A 16,472-nucleotide genomic window follows, 5' to 3' on the forward strand; every position below is an offset into this window, starting at 1 on the left:
AGCCCAAACGCCCACGTCAAAACAGCCTTTCGCACATTAACATCGGCAAAAGCGGCGGAGACTATTTCGCAACTCTGTGGGCTAACTGGCAAAGCAGACGGCAAATAACGTCTATTATTAGAATAAGTTAACCACACCGGAGGCGAAATGATGAACAAGGTTGCTCAATTCTACCGTGAACTGGTGTCGACGCTCAGTGAACGGCTACGCAAAGGAGAACGCGATATTGACGCGCTGGTGGAACAGGCGCGGGTGAAAATTAGCCAGTCTGGTGAGTTAACGCATCGCGAAGCTGAAACGCTGACCAAGGCGGTCAGGCGCGATCTGGAAGAGTTTGCCCTCAGCTATGAAGAGAGCCAGGATGAACTGACGGACAGCGTGTTTATGCGGGTGATCAAGGAGAGCCTGTGGCAGGAGCTGGCGGATATTACCGATAAAACCCAGTTGGAATGGCGCGAAGTGTTCCAGGATCTTAACCACCACGGGGTTTACCACAGTGGCGAAGTGGTGGGGCTGGGAAACCTGGTATGTGAACACTGCCATTATCACCTGGCGGTTTATACCCCGGATATTCTGCCGCGTTGCCCGAAATGCGGCCATGACCAGTTCCAGCGTCGTCCTTTTGAGCCTTGATATGTCGCGCTGACGTGGCTGAATGAAACCAGGCGCGCACCTGCTGATGCGCGCCTGCAAAGCAACAAATTAATGCAGGATTTTGGCGAGGAAGTCTTTAGCGCGTTCGGATTGCGGATTGGCAAAAAATTCTTCTTTGTCAGAATCTTCGATAATTTTCCCTTCATCCATAAAGATCACCCGGTTGGCCACCTTACGGGCAAAGCCCATTTCGTGCGTCACCACCATCATCGTCATGCCTTCGTTGGCCAGTTCGACCATGACATCCAGCACTTCGTTGATCATTTCCGGATCCAGCGCGGAAGTCGGCTCGTCAAACAGCATAGCAATCGGATCCATACAGAGCGCACGGGCGATAGCCACGCGCTGCTGTTGGCCGCCGGAGAGCTGGGCCGGATATTTATCGGCGTGGGTGGAGAGTCCCACGCGTTCCAGCAGCTTCAGGCCTTTTGCCCGGGAAACGGCTTTGTCGCGGTTAAGCACTTTTACCTGCGCCAGCGTCAGGTTATCGATAATCGACAGATGTGGAAATAGTTCAAAGTGCTGGAACACCATCCCAACGCGGGAGCGCAGTTTGGCAAGGTTGGTTTTTTTATCGTTGACCCGGGTACCATCGACGGTGATCTCGCCCTGTTGAATAGGCTCCAGGCCGTTGACGGTTTTAATCAGTGTCGATTTGCCCGAGCCGGAAGGTCCGCACACCACCACCACTTCACCTTTTTTCACTTCCGTGGAGCAATCGGTCAGCACCTGAAAGTGACCATACCATTTTGAAACGTTTTTCAGGGTAATCATTACACAGTCCTTTTCTTCAACCAGCTGACCAACAGCGATGCGCTGAGACTAATGACAAAATAAACGGCGCCTGCGAACAGGATCATCTCGACCTGGGTTCCGTCGCGCTCGCCGATGGTGGAGGCGGTACGGAAGAAGTCGGCCAGGCTCAGAACGTAAACCAGAGACGTATCCTGGAACAGAACGATCCCCTGGGTGAGCAGCAGCGGCACCATGGCGCGAAACGCCTGCGGCAGAATAATCAGCTTCATGGATTGCCACTGGGTCATCCCCAGCGCCAGCGCGGCGCTCGACTGGCCGCGAGAGATACTCTGGATACCCGCGCGGATAATTTCCGAATAGTACGCCGCTTCAAACATCGAGAAGGCCACCATCGCGGAGATCAACCGGATATCGCTCTTCGGTGACAGGCCAAGGACGTTCTGCAGGAAGCCGGGAACAATCAGATAAAACCACAGCAGGACCATCACCAGCGGGATCGAGCGGAACACGTTGACATAGGTCTTCGCAAACCATGCCAGCGGCAGGAAACTTGACAGGCGCATAACCGCCAGCAGAGTGCCCCAGACGATACCGAAAATGATGGCGGTCACGGTGATTTTCAGGGTGATAACCAACCCGGCCAACAAATAGGGCATCGATGGAACGATAGAGCTCCAGTCAAAATCGTACATGATTATTTGCCTCCCATATTGCCCGGCAGGCGGACCTTGCGTTCAACCACATACATCACCAGCATAATCACCGCATTAATAAACACGTAGGCGAGGGTAATCGCGGTAAAGGATTCCCAGGCGTGGGCCGAGTAATCCAGCAGCTTGCCTGCCTGTGCCGCCATATCCGCCAGCCCGATGGTGGAGGCGATGGCCGAGTTTTTCACCAGGTTCATCATCTCAGAGGTCATCGGCGGCACAATTACCCGATAGGCGTTGGGTAGCAGAACGTAACGATAGGTTTGCGGCAGCGTCAGGCCCATGGCCAGCCCGGCGTTTTTCTGTCCGCGCGGCAGTGACTGAATGGCGGCGCGCACCTGTTCGCATACGCGAGCGGCGGTAAACAGCCCCAGACATATCATCGAAGAGAGAAAGAACTGAATATTCGGATCGAGCTCAGATTTAAACCACATGCCGATGTTTTCCGGCAGGAGCTCCGGCACGACCAGGTACCAGGTGAAGAACTGAACGATCAGCGGGACATTACGGAACAGTTCGACGTAGCAGGTTCCGATACTGGATAACCAGCGGTTGGGGGCAGTGCGTAAAATGCCGAACAGCGAGCCGACGAAAAAAGCGATAATCCAGGCGCTAATCGATAGGGCGATGGTGACCTGAAAGCCGCTCCAGAGCCAACCCAGATAGGTGGTATTGCCGAACGGGGCCTGTTGCAGGAAGATTCCCCAGTTCCAGTCTATTGACATAAATGACTCCTGGAAAAAAAAGGGTAGCATAGCTACCCTCGAAGATCGTTGTGCAGCCTGTTTCGGTATTCGCGGCGGCTGGGGAACGACCAGCCGCCGTATAGTCTGTCCGTGCTGTTACAACAATCGGGAGGGCAGGATCTCCTGCCCCTTGTTTTTTTAATTAGTTCAGAGCTTTGTCGTTAGGGGTCTTGAACAGCGTCTTCATGTCGTCGGAGAGTTCGAAGTTCATATTCAGATTTTTCGGCGGAATCGGTTTTTTGAACCATGTATCAAACCACTTTTCCGCTTCGCCGGAGGTCTGGGCATTGGCCACGGTATCATCAATCAGCTTTTTAAACTGCGGATCATCTTTGCGCAGCATGCAGCCGTAGGCTTCTTTCGACTGGGGCGTGCCGACGATCTCCCAGTTATCCGGTTTCTTCGCTTTCGCGCGTTCGCCGGCCAGCAGCGCATCGTCCATCATAAAGGCCACCGCCCGGCCGCTTTCCAGAGTACGGAAGGAGTCACCGTGGTCTTTCGCGCTGATAATGCGCATGTTCATTTTCTTCTCGTCATTCAGCTTATGCAGCAGAACTTCGGAGGTGGTACCGGAGGTGACGACAACCGCTTTGTCTTTCAGGTCCGGGAAATCTTTAATTGCACCGCCTTTTTTCACCAGCAGGCGGGTACCCACGACAAAAATGGTATCGGAGAAGGCGGCTTGTTTCTGACGTTCAAGGTTATTGGTCGTGGAGCCGCACTCGAAGTCATACGTGCCGTTCTGCAGCAGCGGAATACGGTTTTGCGAGGTTACCGGAACCAGTTTTACCTGCAGGTCAGGCTTATTCAGCTGCTTCTTGATGGCGTCAACGATAGCGTTGGAGTAGTCCTGAGAGTAACCGACCACTTTTTGTTGATTGTCATAGTAAGAGAACGGTACGGAGGATTCACGGTGGCCGACAACGATAACGCCGTTTTTAGCGATTTTGTCCAGCGTGCTGCCTGCTGCCGGGGCAGCATCTTCCGCATGCGCCAGACTGGCGGTCATACCGATAACCAGCATTGCTGTGGCCAGTTTACGTAATTGCATATCCAACTCCTTATCCGTAGCGTCACTGACGCTTTTGATACCCATTGTGAAGGTGTGTGTGCGTTATTATGGCTGCAATACTAACGTGCAGCATTTGTATGTGTTTGTTAGCATTTAGTTTGGCTTAATGTAAAGATTTTGCTGCTTTTTTGTTTATTTTTGCGAAGTACTCCGCACCATTTAAAGGCAAAAATCGTCCCTTGCACCAGGTTAGTGCCTTAGGTGAGTGATGCTGGTGCAACCGGGTTATACCAGCAATGAATGTTGCGGTGACATGAGTATATTAAGCAATGGTCGTGCCAGGTTGGCGAGTAGCAAGAGGTCTGAAGAAGAAAAAGGCGGCCCCGGCGATGGTTACCGGCCGGGGGGCGCGGATCGACAATACGATCCGCAGGCAGTAACGACTAGCGACGACGTTGGCGCAGGCTCATGACCAGAGCGCCAAAACCCAACAGCGCGGTCAGCGCCCACAGCGGCCAGTTACCGGTACGGGCGTACGGAGTCAGGCCAGAAGTCGGAGTGACTTTAGTGGTCAGCACTGCGCGGGTGAACTGCGGGAGCATATCCTGAATTTCCCCGCGCGGGCCAATGACGGCGGTAATACCGTTATTGGTGCTGCGCAGCAGCGGACGCGCCAGCTCGAGGGCGCGCATGCGCGCCATCTGGAAGTGCTGCCACGGACCGATGGACTTCCCAAACCACGCATCGTTGGAGATGGTCAGCAGGTAGTCGGTATCCGGGCGGAAGTTATCCCGTACCTGTTCGCCGAGAATAATCTCGTAGCAGATAGCCGCCGTGAGCTTCATGTTATGTGCCACCAGCTGCGGCTGCACGTACGGACCGCGGCTGAAAGAGGACATCGGTAAATCGAAGAATGGCGCCAGCGGGCGCAGAATAGACTCCAGTGGCACGAATTCCCCGAACGGCACCAGGTGATTCTTATTGTAGCGATCAGTGGAATCGTAGCTGTAAGGGTTATCTTTGCCCAGCGTAATGATGGTGTTGTAGGTATCGTAACGGTTCTGTTTGTTAAGCCGGGCGTCGACAATACCGGTAATCAACGAACTGTCTTTCGCGCGCAACAGGTCGTCCATCATACTCAGGAAATTCTGCTGGTTGATTTCCAGATCCGGGATCGCTGATTCTGGCCAGACGATCAACTGGGATGAGCCCATATGCGGCTGCGTCAAATCCAGATAGATTTTCAGCGTATTCACCAGCTGGTTTTCATTCCATTTCAGCGCCTGGGGAATATTACCCTGTACCAAAGATACCTGAGTTGCTCGCTCAGGCAGCAACTGATACCACTGGATATAACGCAGCGGGAAGGGCAGAGCGAACAGTACGATGGCAGCAATCAGCGGTTTCCAGCTACGTTGAATGAGCGCAAGCACCAGCAGGCCGCTGACCACCATCAACAGGAAGTTAATGGCTTCAACGCCCATCACGGGCGCTAACCCTTTCAGCGGGCCGTCAATCTGGCTGTAGCCAAACTGCAGCCAGGGGAAGCCGGTTAGAACCCAGCCGCGCAGGAATTCGGTGATTTGCCAGACGACCGGCGCGGCGACCGCGACGCGTATCCAGTGGGTTTTGGGCCACAGGCGCGACAGGATGCCAGCGAACAATCCGGTGTACAGCGACATATATGCCGCCAGCAGTACCACGAGGGACACGTTGACCGGGCCGGGCATGCCGCCGAACTGGGCGATGCTGACATAGACCCAGTGGATGCCGGAACCGAACAGCCCCAGCCCCCAGAAAAAGCCGATCCAGGCGCTTTGCAGCGGACGTCGGTTGAGGGTCAGCCCCTGCAGGCCAATTAACGAAACAATTGCCGCAGGCCAGATGTCATAAGGAGAAAAAGCCAGCGTTCCGCTGGCTCCGAATAATAGCGCCAGCAGCAGACGTACGCGCTGGCGTTCGATGAGAGAGGCAAATACCATTTAGGTTGATCGTCCCGTGTAATTAATCTTCCAGCTTCGGCTGCGGCGCATCGTCAGGAAGTTTGACATGTACCTGGATGATACGTCGGCTATCGGCCATGGCGACTTTGAATTGGTAACCATCGATGTCAATAGACTCTCCGCGCGCCGGCAGATGACCAAAGGCCTGCATCACCAGCCCGCCAATGGTATCGACCTCTTCATCGCTGAAGTGAGTGCCATAGGCTTTGTTGAAATCTTCAATAGAGGCCAGGGCGCGCACCGTCCAGGTGTGGCGGCTCAGCTGACGAAAATCGATATCTTCTTCTTCATCGTATTCGTCTTCGATCTCGCCGACGATAAGCTCAAGAATGTCTTCAATGGTCACCAGACCGGAGACGCCACCGAACTCATCGATCACGATAGCCATATGGTAACGCTGGGAGCGGAACTCTTTCAGCATGCGGTCGACCCGCTTACTTTCAGGCACGACAACCGCCGGGCGTAACACTTTTTCCATGCTGAATGCTTCGGAGTCGCTGCGCATAAATGGCAGCAGGTCCTTGGCCATCAGAATCCCTTCAATGTGATCTTTATCTTCGCTGATGACCGGGAAACGCGAGTGGGCGGACTCGATGATCACATCGAGGCATTCGTCCAGAGGCTGGTTGCGTTTCAGGGTAATCATCTGCGAGCGGGGGATCATGATATCGCGGACGCGCTGGTCGGCGATGTCCATGACCCCTTCGAGCATATCGCGCGTATCTTCATCGATAAGGTCGTTTTGCCCGGAATCACGGATCAGCTCCAGCAGTTCGTCACGGTTTTTCGGTTCTCCGTGAAAAAGCTGGCTGAGTAACAGGGAGAAGAATCCCTTTTTGCTGTTTACTGTGTCACTACTGTGTGAATTGTCGTCGCTCATGGCGTCGTGTGGGTTCTCATGTCAGTTAATTTGTCGCTCGTCGCGCGTGTGTTCAGCGCCGGACGGCATGGGGGCCCATCGCCGGTAAACCGGAGGCAGGCTTATTCCTTCTCGGCAATGTACGGATCCTCATAGCCCAGAGCAAGCATTATCTCTGTTTCGAGGCCTTCCATCTCTTCCGCTTCTTCATCAATGATATGGTCATAGCCCAGCAGATGCAGACTGCCGTGAATCACCATATGCGCCCAGTGCGCCTCCAGCGGTTTGTCTTGCTCTTTGGCTTCCTGTTCAACGACCTGACGGCAGATGATCAGATCGCCGAGCAGCGGCAGTTCAATACCCGGCGGAGCTTCAAACGGAAACGACAGTACGTTTGTCGGCTTATCCTTGCCGCGATAGGTCAGATTCAGCTCATGGCTTTCGGCTTCGTCTACCAGGCGCACGGTCACTTCTGACTCCTCCTGGAACTGAGGAATGACGGCGTCCACCCAGCGTTGAAACTGAGTTTCATCCGGCAACCCCGCGTTATCTTCGCAAGCCAGCTGTAAATCGAGAATAACCTGACTCATTTCTGCTCCTGTTCCTGGGCTTCGCGTTTGCGCTCAGCGGCCAGTTCTGCTTTACGTTTCTGGTCAGCTTCTTCCCACGCTTCATAAGCATTCACGATGCGGGCAACTACCGGGTGGCGTACTACATCTTCGCTATGGAAGAAATTGAAGCTGATTTCATCGACTTCCGCCAGCACCTCAATAGCGTGGCGCAGGCCGGACTTGGTGCTGCGCGGCAGGTCTATTTGAGTGACGTCGCCGGTGATTACCGCTTTTGAGTTAAAACCGATACGGGTCAGGAACATTTTCATCTGTTCGATGGTGGTGTTTTGGCTTTCATCGAGAATAATAAACGCGTCGTTCAGCGTTCGGCCACGCATATAGGCCAGCGGCGCGACTTCGATAACGTTGCGCTCAATCAGTTTCTCGACCTTCTCAAAGCCGAGCATTTCGAACAGCGCATCGTACAGCGGACGTAGGTACGGATCGACTTTCTGGCTCAGGTCACCGGGCAGGAAGCCGAGCTTTTCCCCGGCTTCGACGGCAGGACGGGTGAGCAGAATACGGCGTACGTCCTGGCGTTCGAGCGCGTCAACCGCAGCGGCAACCGCAAGGTAGGTTTTCCCGGTCCCGGCAGGGCCGACGCCAAAGGTAATATCATGATCGAGGATATTGGCGATGTACTGCGCCTGGTTTGGCGTACGCGGCTTAATCACGCCACGCCTGGTCTTGATATTGACGGCTTTGCCGTACTCCGGCACGCTCTCGGCGCTTTGTTCCAGTACTCGCGCCTCTTTAATGGCCAGATGAATCTGTTCCGGTTCAATATCCTGAATCTGTCCGCGCATCGGCGCAGTATCGACGTACAGGCTGCGCAGGATATCGGCCGCCGCGTTCACGCATATCATGCGCCCGGTCAGTTTAAAGTGATTGTCACGGCGATTAATTTCGATGCCTAATCGACGTTCCAGCTGTTTGATGTTGTCGTCAAACGGGCCACACAGCCCCAGCAGGCGTGCGTTATCCGCTGGCTCCAGGGTAATTTCACGGGTTTCTATGTTCAAACTGTTCCTCTTTACGCGTTTTGCCGGATAGCGAACGTTTCCGGCCAGTAAGGAAATTATTCACGTCATGGGAATATGGCGCAAGCATTGCGATGAATATTGGGCCGGGGAGAGGAAATACAAGGCCTGCCGGGGTCGGCAGGCCTGAACGGATCACGGCTGGTAGGTTCCGACGCCGAGGTCGTTTTCTTTGCGGGTACGGGCGATAACGGATTCCGGCGATTCCGCGATACGCAGCCCCATCTCCTCTTCGGTACGCACAATTTTACCGCGCAGCGAGTTGGTATAAACGTCAACGATTTCGACATCGACAAACTTACCGACCATATCCGGTGTGCCTTCGAAGTTGACTACCCGGTTGTTCTCGGTGCGCCCTGAAAGTTCCATGATGCTTTTGCGGGAGGTGCCTTCAACCAGAATGCGTTGGGTGGTGCCAAGCATGCGGCGGCTCCAGGCCATAGCCTGCTGGTTGATGCGCTCCTGCAGAATATACAGGCGCTGCTTCTTATCCTTCTCCGGGACGTCGTCGATCATATCCGCCGCCGGAGTTCCCGGTCGGGCAGAGAAGATAAAGCTGTAGCTCATGTCGTGATTGACATCGGCAATCAGCTTCATGGTCTTTTCGAAATCTTCATTGGTTTCGCCAGGGAAGCCAACGATAAAGTCAGAGCTAATCTGGATATTCGGGCGCGCTTCGTACAGCTTGCGGATAATCGCTTTGTATTCCAGCGCCGTATGAGTGCGCCCCATCAGGTTCAGCACCCGGTCAGAACCGCTTTGCACCGGTAAATGCAGGAAGCTCACCAGCTCCGGCGTATCGCGATAGACCTCAATGATGTCATCGGTAAACTCGATCGGGTGGCTGGTGGTAAAGCGAATGCGGTCGATACCGTCGATCGCCGCCACCAGACGCAACAGATCGGCAAAATTGCCGGTCGTTCCATCGTAGTTCTCGCCACGCCAGGCATTGACGTTTTGACCCAGCAGGTTGACTTCACGAACCCCCTGAGCGGCCAACTGCGCGATTTCAAAAAGAATATCGTCGCAGGGGCGGCTGACTTCTTCGCCGCGGGTGTAAGGCACCACGCAGTAAGTACAGTATTTATTGCAGCCTTCCATAATGGAGACGAATGCCGTTGGGCCTTCGGCGCGCGGTTCCGGCAGACGGTCGAATTTTTCGATTTCGGGGAAACTGACGTCCACAACCGGACTGCGGTTGCTGCGAACGGAGTTGATCATCTCCGGCAGGCGATGGAGCGTCTGCGGCCCGAAAATAATATCGACATAATGGGCGCGTTGCCGGATATGATGGCCTTCCTGAGAAGCGACACAACCACCGACGCCAATAATCAGGTTGGGGTTCTTCTCTTTCAGTAGCTTCCAGCGACCTAACTGATGGAAGACTTTTTCCTGAGCCTTCTCACGGATTGAGCAGGTATTGAGCAGCAGCACATCCGCTTCTTCCGCCACGTCGGTCAGTTGATACCCGTGTGTGACATCTAGCAGATCGGCCATCTTTGATGAATCATATTCGTTCATCTGACAGCCCCAGGTTTTAATATGGAGTTTTTTTGTCATCGACTTGCTCATGCTTAAGTAGATATACCCAAAGCTACTTTCTTCACCGGGAATGACTCTGCAATGTGAAGGATAGCGGGTATAAAGCCAGGATTGCAGGGCGCGTATTGTAATGCTTTGGTCGCGCCCTGACCAGTACGAGCGTTATCACCACGAGGTGAGAAAAAATCCGGTAAACTGAGCGGATTCAGGTTTAAGGATAATTGCCATGACAATTCATGCAACAGATGTCGCCATCGTGGGTGGCGGAATGGTTGGCGGAGCCCTGGCGCTGGGGCTGGCGCAGCACGGTTTTACCGTAACGGTCATCGAGACCTCGGCCCCGCCGGCATTTGTGCCCTCTGCGCCGCCGGATGTGCGTATTTCGGCAATTAGCGCCGCTTCCGTCGGGTTACTGAAAAGCCTCGGCGTCTGGGATGCGGTGCGCGCCATGCGTACGCATCCCTATCGCCGTCTCGAGACCTGGGAATGGCAGGACGCGCATGTGACCTTTGATGCCGCTGAACTGAAGCTGCCTGAGCTGGGTTACATGGTGGAGAACAATGTTCTGCAGCTCGCCCTATGGCAGGCACTGACGGCGCATGAGCGCATCACGCTCCAGGTCGGCTCCTCGTTACAGGAGATGCAGCGGGAGGAGACCTGCACGACATTGCGTCTGACCGACGGCGGCGAGTGTGCGGCCAGTCTGGTTATCGGGGCCGATGGTGCAAACTCGCAGGTGCGCCAGCTGGCCGGAATTGGCGTTCACGCGTGGCAGTATCAGCAATCCTGCATGTTAATTAGCGTGCAGTGTGCAGAGGAGCCTGGCAACAGTACCTGGCAGCAGTTTACGCCATCTGGCCCGCGCGCGTTTCTGCCGTTGTTCGACAATTGGGCATCGCTGGTGTGGTATGACACACCCGCGCGTATTCGCCAGTTGCAGGGCATCAGTATGTCGCAGTTGCAGCAGGAGATTGCGCGCCACTTCCCGTCCCGACTGGGGCACGTCACGCCGCTGAACTCCGGGGCGTTTCCACTGACCCGTCGCCACGCGCTGCAGTATGTACAGCCGGGGCTGGCGCTGGTAGGGGATGCTGCGCATACTATTCATCCGCTGGCGGGGCAGGGAGTGAATCTGGGCTATCGCGATGTTGATGCCCTGCTGGATATTCTGAGTGAGGCGAAAGGCCGGAGTGAGGCGTGGGCAAGTCTGCCGGTACTGAAACGCTACCAGGCGCGACGCCGGGCGGATAATTTTATTATGCAGTCGGGCATGGATCTGTTTTATGCCGGCTTCACCAACGATCTGGCGCCGGTGCGCGTGCTGCGCAATATCGGCTTAATGGCCGCGGCACATGCGGGCGTTTTAAAGCGTCAGGCGCTGAAATACGCGTTAGGATTGTAAGCGCAGTTCCCGGCTGGCGCGCCGCTTCGCCGGGATATGATTGCTACGCGTTGTACGTCATTGCCTGCGTATGGCGTTGACACCGCGATGAGTATTGAACCGAGCGGAGAAAACAAAAAGCTCGCCGAAGCGAGCTTTTTGTTATTAAGTGGCTGGGGTACGAGGATTCGAACCTCGGAATGCTGGTATCAGAAACCAGAGCCTTACCGCTTGGCGATACCCCAACGGGTGCGTCCACAGTGTGAACGACTTTTTAAAATTGGCTGGGGTACGAGGATTCGAACCTCGGAATGCCGGAATCAGAATCCGGTGCCTTACCGCTTGGCGATACCCCAACAATTCTTTCTGGATTTATCGAAATGAATCAATAACTCCTTTATATGGTGGCTACGACGGGATTCGAACCTGTGACCCCATCATTATGAGTGATGTGCTCTAACCAACTGAGCTACGTAGCCAATTTTATCATAATTCTTCGATGGCTGGGGTACCTGGATTCGAACCAGGGAATGCCGGTATCAAAAACCGGTGCCTTACCGCTTGGCGATACCCCAATAATCGTCGCGGTGAGCCGCAAACATCGAAGAAAAATGGCTGGGGTACCTGGATTCGAACCAGGGAATGCCGGTATCAAAAACCGGTGCCTTACCGCTTGGCGATACCCCAACAAAAAATCTTTTACTTCCAGAAGAGGTTATCTACAAACTTATTACGGCAGCCTTTATGGCCATCTTACAGCCTGGTGATACCCCATCTGTGCAACGCTTTGGGTGAATGGTGCGGGAGGCGAGACTTGAACTCGCACACCTTGCGGCGCCAGAACCTAAATCTGGTGCGTCTACCAATTTCGCCACTCCCGCAAAAAGATGGTGGCTACGACGGGATTTGAACCTGTGACCCCATCATTATGAGTGATGTGCTCTAACCAGCTGAGCTACGTAGCCATCTTTTTTCGCGTTACCTTATCGGCGTTGCGGGGCGCATTATGCGTATTGGGCCTGCGAGCGTCAACCCCTTTTTCAATGAAAATCGCCGGAATGTGACTGTTTGGTTAGGTTGCGAACAGCGTGATGGAATAATCGGCAATTCTTGGTTATTTATCGTTTTTCAGCAGCAAAAAAAGCAATAAAAAAACGGACCCCTTGGGGTCCGTTGGTTGGATAAATTGTTTATTTATAAGCTGACTGGTGAACGCCAACGGCGCGTCCTGATGGATCGTTCATGGTTTTGAACGCTTCGTCCCACTCAATCGCCTTAGCCGACGAACAGGCGACTGACGGGCCGCCAGGTACGCATTCGGCAGCGCTAGGTACCGGGAACAGCTCTTCGAAGATTTCACGATACAGGTACGCTTCTTTGGAAGACGGCGTGTTGTACGGGAAACGGAAGCTGGCGGTTTCCAGTTGCTGATCGGAGACCTGTTTCGCCGCAACCTCTTTTAACGTATCGATCCAGCTGTAGCCTACGCCGTCAGAGAACTGCTCTTTCTGGCGCCATGCGACGCTGGCCGGCAGATAGGATTCAAAACATTCACGCAGGATATGTTTTTCCATTTTGCCGTTACCACACATTTTATCCTGCGGGTTAATTCGCATTGCAACGTCAAGGAACTGCTTGTCGAGGAACGGGACGCGCGCTTCCACCCCCCAGGCTGACATGGCTTTGTTTGCCCGGGCGCAGTCAAACATATGCAGAGCCTGCAGTTTACGCACGGTCTCTTCATGCAGTTCTTTGGCGTTTGGCGCTTTATGGAAATAGAGATAGCCGCCGAACACCTCATCAGAACCTTCGCCTGACAACACCATTTTGATGCCCATCGCTTTGATTTTACGCGACATTAAATACATCGGCGTCGACGCGCGGATGGTGGTCACATCGTAGGTTTCGATGTGATAGATAACGTCGCGGATGGCATCAAGGCCTTCTTGCACGGTGAAGTGGATCTCGTGGTGGACGGTACCCAGATGGTTGGCCACTTCCTGCGCGGCTTTCAGGTCCGGCGAGCCTTGTAGGCCGACGGCGAAAGAGTGCAGTTGCGGCCACCAGGCTTCGCTACGTTCCTGATCTTCAACCCGGCGAGCGGCGAATTTTTTGGTGATGGCGGAGATAACCGACGAGTCCAGTCCACCGGACAGCAGTACGCCGTAAGGCACATCAGACATCAGATGGCTTTTGACGGACTCTTCCAGCGCCTGACGCAGTTCGTTTTTATCCGTGACGTTATCTTTTACCGCATCATAGTCGAACCAGTCGCGCTGATAGTACTGGCGGATTTCACCGTCTTTGCTCCACAGGTAGCTACCGGCAGGGAACTCTTTGATTGTCCGGCAGACTGGAACCAGCGCTTTCATTTCCGAGGCGACGTAGAAGTTACCGTGCTCGTCATGGCCCATATACAGCGGAATGATGCCGATATGGTCGCGACCAATCAGATACGCGTCCTGTTCGCTGTCGTACAGCGCGAAGGCGAACATCCCCTGCAGATCGTCGAGGAATGCCGGGCCTTTTTCCTGGTACAGGGCGAGGATGACTTCACAGTCGGAGCCGGTCTGGAAGGTGTAGCGGTCGCCGTATTCCGCACGCAGCACCTGGTGGTTATAAATTTCGCCGTTTACCGCCAGAGCGTGGGTTTTTTGCACGTTGTACAACGGCTGGGCCCCGGCGTTCACGTCGACGATAGACAGACGCTCATGGACCAAAATAGCTTTATCGCTGGCGTAGACGCCGGACCAGTCTGGACCGCGGTGGCGCATCAGGCGGGAAAGTTCCAGTGCCTTTTTACGCAGCTCAGTTGCGTCAGTTTTAATATCCAGTACGCCAAAAATTGAACACATAACCTTCTCCATTACCCTGTCGTGTTGTGATGTTGTGCAGACGTCGTCTTATCGCGAAGTCTCAGTGCATGCCTAAGAAAATGCCGTAAAGGAGAGGAGGGCGCAAGAGATTTACAGTCAATAAAAGAAAAAACGCAATGACGATTACTGAATATTAAAAAAAGAGCATCTTTTAAGCGGCTTTATTGATGGATATTCATTAATAAGCCAATTTTATTAGATGGGATTCTTTTTTCGGCTGCGAGAAATGCAAAACCACGTCCTGGGACGTGGTTTTATTCAGAAAATATCAATTTCGGCAACGGACGGATAGATCCACGATGGTCGGAATGGCAGGCTGTCGATATCGTCGAGCGTCGACACGCCGGAGAGAACCAAAATGGTTTCCAGACCGGCCTGGAAACCGGCGAGGATATCGGTACGCAGATTGTCGCCGACGATAACCGTCTGCTCGGAGTGCGCCTGCATCTTATTCAGCGCAGAGCGGATAATCCACGGGCTGGGTTTACCCACGTAGAACGGCTTGCGGCCGGAGATTTTTTCAATCCCGGCACAGAGAGCGCCGCAGGCCGGATAGAAGCCGCGACCGTGAGTGTCCGGGTTGGTGGCAATGAAGCGCGCGCCGTTGGCGACAAAAAAGGCCGCTTTATGCATCATTTCCCAGTTAAAGGAACGGGTTTCACCGACGATAACAAAATCTGGATTGACGTCGGTAATGGTAAAGCCGGCTTTATAAAGCTCATGAATCAGCGCGCCTTCACCAACCACGTAGGCTTTCTTGCCTTCCTGGCGGCGCAGAAAATCAGCGGTGGCCATCGCGGAGGTATAAAAGGCGCTATCCGGCACGTCGATCCCGGCGGTCGCAAAGCGGTTTGCCAGGTCTTGCCCGGTCTGGGAAGGGTAGTTGGTCAACATCACCAACGGCATATCTTTCTCAAGAATGCGTTTGATAAATTCAGCAGCGCCCGGTACGGCCACGTTGTCGTGCATCAGCACGCCGTCAATATCACAGATTACGTTTTGAATGGTCATGGACAGTCCGACATCGTTGAAGAAAGGCGAAACTATATAGCCGCGTTAGCTTTCCAGCAAACGCTGGAGCAGAATACCGTTGAGCATGGCGCGTTTCACCAGCGCAAAAGCACCGATGGCGGAGCGGTGATCCAACGTGGAGCGAACGACCGGGAGATTCTTGCGAAACGCCTTCAGTGCCTGAGCGTTAATGCAGCCTTGAATCGCGGGTAGCAGCACCTTCTCTGCTTCGACTATTTCGCCGGCGATCACCACTTTTTGCGGATTAAACAGGTTAATGGCGATAGCAATGGTTTTGCCCAGGTGACGCCCCACATATTCGATGACCTCACAGGCCAGGGCGTCGCCTTTATTGGCGGCTTTGCAAATGGCTTTGATCGTGCACTCGTCTGCGGTCAGTTTACTTTGGTAGCCCTGTTCAAGAAGGTAACGCACACGTTGTTCGATGGCCGCATTGGCCGCGACGGTCTCAAGGCAGCCAAAATTGCCGCAGTGACAGCGTTCGCCCAGCGGGTCGACCTGAATATGGCCTATCTCGCCGACGTTGCCGTTACGGCCAATGAAAATGCGGCCGTTGGAGATAATTCCCGCGCCGGTACCGCGATGGACGCGCACCAGAATAGAGTCTTCGCAATCCTGACTCGCACCAAAATAGTGCTCCGCCAGCGCAAGGCTGCGAATATCGTGGCCAACAAAACAGGTGACTTTAAAGCGTTTTTCCAGCGCTTCAACCAGCCCCCAGTTCTCAACCTGAATATGCGGCATATAGCGAATCACACCGCTTTCCGGGTCGACGAGCCCGGGTAAGATCACCGAGATGGCGATAAGTTCGCGGATCTTGCGCTGGCAGCGTTCAGTAAAGGTCGCAATGATGTTCAGTAGCGCATGTTCCAGCGTCTCCTGCGTACGTTCCGGCAGCGGGAAATGTTCTTCTTCCAGCGTCTTGCTGCTTAAATCATACAGGGTCAGGGTCGCGTCGTAGCGACCAAGGCGCACGCCGATAGCATGGAAGTTGCGGGTTTCCGCAATAATAGAGATGGCGCGGCGGCCTCCGGTAGAGGCCTGCTGATCGACTTCTTTGATCAGCCCGCGTTCAATCAGTTGACGCGTGATTTTCGTCACGCTGGCAGGGGCAAGCTGGCTTTGTTCCGCGATCTGAATGCGCGAAATGGGGCCGTTCTGGTCAATGAGCCGATACACGGCCGCGCTGTTCAGCTGTTTTACGAGATCAACGTTACCAATTTGAGCATGTCCGCCTGCTGTCATTCTTT

Annotated in this window: 14 protein-coding genes and 7 tRNA genes; 2 read left to right on the forward strand and 19 right to left on the reverse strand. The window is 54.2% G+C overall.

What is annotated here, in order from left to right:
* Positions 1 to 150 precede the first annotated feature (150 nt).
* Entirely contained in the window at positions 151 to 633 is a 483-nt protein-coding gene (locus ACZAHD_RS04590) for a zinc ribbon-containing protein (RefSeq protein WP_462455752.1), read from the forward strand.
* Positions 634 to 702: 69 nt separating this feature from the next.
* Here the strand turns inward: ACZAHD_RS04590 and ACZAHD_RS04595 are convergent, their stop codons facing one another.
* The 9 genes from ACZAHD_RS04595 to miaB all read right to left on the reverse strand — a co-directional run bounded on the left by ACZAHD_RS04595 (position 703) and on the right by miaB (position 9,951).
* Positions 703 to 1,428, reverse strand: a complete 726-nt coding sequence (locus ACZAHD_RS04595) for an amino acid ABC transporter ATP-binding protein (protein ID WP_462455730.1) — start codon at positions 1,426 to 1,428, stop codon at positions 703 to 705.
* Positions 1,428 to 2,102: a glutamate/aspartate ABC transporter permease GltK gene (gene gltK, locus ACZAHD_RS04600; RefSeq protein ID WP_004859564.1), complete on the reverse strand. Its 675-nt coding sequence runs from the start codon at positions 2,100 to 2,102 to the stop codon at positions 1,428 to 1,430. Before gltK ends, ACZAHD_RS04595 begins: the two co-directional genes overlap by 1 nt.
* Positions 2,103 to 2,104: 2 nt before the next feature.
* The gene (locus tag ACZAHD_RS04605) at positions 2,105 to 2,845 is read right to left on the reverse strand and encodes an amino acid ABC transporter permease (protein WP_462455731.1); all 741 of its coding nucleotides are present in this window, start codon (positions 2,843 to 2,845) and stop codon (positions 2,105 to 2,107) included.
* Between the two features lie 163 nt (positions 2,846 to 3,008).
* Positions 3,009 to 3,917, reverse strand: a complete 909-nt coding sequence (locus ACZAHD_RS04610) for a glutamate/aspartate ABC transporter substrate-binding protein (RefSeq protein ID WP_462455732.1) — start codon at positions 3,915 to 3,917, stop codon at positions 3,009 to 3,011.
* Between the two features lie 404 nt (positions 3,918 to 4,321).
* The gene (gene lnt / locus ACZAHD_RS04615; RefSeq protein WP_462455733.1) at positions 4,322 to 5,860 is read right to left on the reverse strand and encodes an apolipoprotein N-acyltransferase; all 1,539 of its coding nucleotides are present in this window, start codon (positions 5,858 to 5,860) and stop codon (positions 4,322 to 4,324) included.
* A gap of 22 nt (positions 5,861 to 5,882) precedes the next feature.
* Complete coding sequence (gene corC / locus ACZAHD_RS04620; protein ID WP_462455734.1) at positions 5,883 to 6,761, reverse strand: CNNM family magnesium/cobalt transport protein CorC; 879 nt, start codon at positions 6,759 to 6,761, stop codon at positions 5,883 to 5,885.
* A 101-nt stretch (positions 6,762 to 6,862) separates the two neighbouring features.
* The gene (gene ybeY / locus ACZAHD_RS04625; RefSeq protein WP_462455735.1) at positions 6,863 to 7,330 is read right to left on the reverse strand and encodes an rRNA maturation RNase YbeY; all 468 of its coding nucleotides are present in this window, start codon (positions 7,328 to 7,330) and stop codon (positions 6,863 to 6,865) included.
* Positions 7,327 to 8,373, reverse strand: a complete 1,047-nt coding sequence (locus ACZAHD_RS04630) for a PhoH family protein (RefSeq protein WP_004859576.1) — start codon at positions 8,371 to 8,373, stop codon at positions 7,327 to 7,329. Before ACZAHD_RS04630 ends, ybeY begins: the two co-directional genes overlap by 4 nt.
* Positions 8,374 to 8,526: 153 nt before the next feature.
* Entirely contained in the window at positions 8,527 to 9,951 is a 1,425-nt protein-coding gene (gene miaB, locus ACZAHD_RS04635) for a tRNA (N6-isopentenyl adenosine(37)-C2)-methylthiotransferase MiaB (RefSeq protein WP_462455736.1), read from the reverse strand.
* 208 nt (positions 9,952 to 10,159) lie between these two features.
* Between miaB and ubiF the strand changes: the two genes are divergently transcribed.
* The gene (gene ubiF / locus ACZAHD_RS04640; protein WP_462455737.1) at positions 10,160 to 11,335 is read left to right on the forward strand and encodes a 3-demethoxyubiquinol 3-hydroxylase; all 1,176 of its coding nucleotides are present in this window, start codon (positions 10,160 to 10,162) and stop codon (positions 11,333 to 11,335) included.
* 149 nt (positions 11,336 to 11,484) lie between these two features.
* On the opposite strand, the gene ACZAHD_RS04645 is transcribed toward ubiF, so the two are convergent.
* From ACZAHD_RS04645 to nagC, 10 genes are all read right to left on the reverse strand, one after another.
* Positions 11,485 to 11,559 (reverse strand) — tRNA-Gln (locus ACZAHD_RS04645).
* A gap of 36 nt (positions 11,560 to 11,595) precedes the next feature.
* Positions 11,596 to 11,670, reverse strand: a tRNA-Gln gene (locus tag ACZAHD_RS04650).
* Positions 11,671 to 11,716: 46 nt separating this feature from the next.
* A tRNA-Met gene (locus ACZAHD_RS04655) sits at positions 11,717 to 11,793 on the reverse strand.
* A gap of 21 nt (positions 11,794 to 11,814) precedes the next feature.
* A tRNA-Gln gene (locus tag ACZAHD_RS04660) sits at positions 11,815 to 11,889 on the reverse strand.
* Between the two features lie 37 nt (positions 11,890 to 11,926).
* Positions 11,927 to 12,001: transfer RNA gene (locus ACZAHD_RS04665), tRNA-Gln, on the reverse strand.
* Positions 12,002 to 12,110: 109 nt separating this feature from the next.
* Positions 12,111 to 12,195 (reverse strand) — tRNA-Leu (locus ACZAHD_RS04670).
* 7 nt (positions 12,196 to 12,202) lie between these two features.
* A tRNA-Met gene (locus ACZAHD_RS04675) sits at positions 12,203 to 12,279 on the reverse strand.
* 225 nt (positions 12,280 to 12,504) lie between these two features.
* Positions 12,505 to 14,169, reverse strand: a complete 1,665-nt coding sequence (gene asnB, locus ACZAHD_RS04680; RefSeq protein WP_462455738.1) for an asparagine synthase B — start codon at positions 14,167 to 14,169, stop codon at positions 12,505 to 12,507.
* Positions 14,170 to 14,448: 279 nt separating this feature from the next.
* Complete coding sequence (locus tag ACZAHD_RS04685) at positions 14,449 to 15,201, reverse strand: HAD-IIA family hydrolase (RefSeq protein ID WP_015584887.1); 753 nt, start codon at positions 15,199 to 15,201, stop codon at positions 14,449 to 14,451.
* 45 nt (positions 15,202 to 15,246) lie between these two features.
* Positions 15,247 to 16,467 carry a DNA-binding transcriptional regulator NagC gene (nagC, locus tag ACZAHD_RS04690; protein ID WP_462455739.1) on the reverse strand — a complete coding sequence of 407 codons (1,221 nt, stop codon included), beginning with the start codon at positions 16,465 to 16,467 and terminating at the stop codon, positions 15,247 to 15,249.
* Between the last annotated feature and the right edge of the window lie 5 nt (positions 16,468 to 16,472).

The sequence above is a fragment of the Raoultella sp. genome, assembly GCF_039594335.1.
In the GTDB taxonomy this organism is placed as follows: Bacteria; Pseudomonadota; Gammaproteobacteria; order Enterobacterales; family Enterobacteriaceae; genus Klebsiella.

Bases quoted from the DNA above. Each gene is read 5' to 3' on its own strand.
- ACZAHD_RS04590 (WP_462455752.1), top strand. From the start codon at position 151: ATGAACAAGGTTGCTCAATTCTACCGTGAACTGGTGTCGACGCTCAGT.
- ACZAHD_RS04595 (WP_462455730.1), bottom strand. From the start codon at position 1,428: ATGATTACCCTGAAAAACGTTTCAAAATGGTATGGTCACTTTCAGGTG.
- gltK (WP_004859564.1), bottom strand. From the start codon at position 2,102: ATGTACGATTTTGACTGGAGCTCTATCGTTCCATCGATGCCCTATTTG.
- ACZAHD_RS04605 (WP_462455731.1), bottom strand. From the start codon at position 2,845: ATGTCAATAGACTGGAACTGGGGAATCTTCCTGCAACAGGCCCCGTTC.
- ACZAHD_RS04610 (WP_462455732.1), bottom strand. From the start codon at position 3,917: ATGCAATTACGTAAACTGGCCACAGCAATGCTGGTTATCGGTATGACC.
- lnt (WP_462455733.1), bottom strand. From the start codon at position 5,860: ATGGTATTTGCCTCTCTCATCGAACGCCAGCGCGTACGTCTGCTGCTG.
- corC (WP_462455734.1), bottom strand. From the start codon at position 6,761: ATGAGCGACGACAATTCACACAGTAGTGACACAGTAAACAGCAAAAAG.
- ybeY (WP_462455735.1), bottom strand. From the start codon at position 7,330: ATGAGTCAGGTTATTCTCGATTTACAGCTGGCTTGCGAAGATAACGCG.
- miaB (WP_462455736.1), bottom strand. From the start codon at position 9,951: ATGACAAAAAAACTCCATATTAAAACCTGGGGCTGTCAGATGAACGAA.
- ubiF (WP_462455737.1), top strand. From the start codon at position 10,160: ATGACAATTCATGCAACAGATGTCGCCATCGTGGGTGGCGGAATGGTT.
- asnB (WP_462455738.1), bottom strand. From the start codon at position 14,169: ATGTGTTCAATTTTTGGCGTACTGGATATTAAAACTGACGCAACTGAG.
- ACZAHD_RS04685 (WP_015584887.1), bottom strand. From the start codon at position 15,201: ATGACCATTCAAAACGTAATCTGTGATATTGACGGCGTGCTGATGCAC.
- nagC (WP_462455739.1), bottom strand. From the start codon at position 16,467: ATGACAGCAGGCGGACATGCTCAAATTGGTAACGTTGATCTCGTAAAA.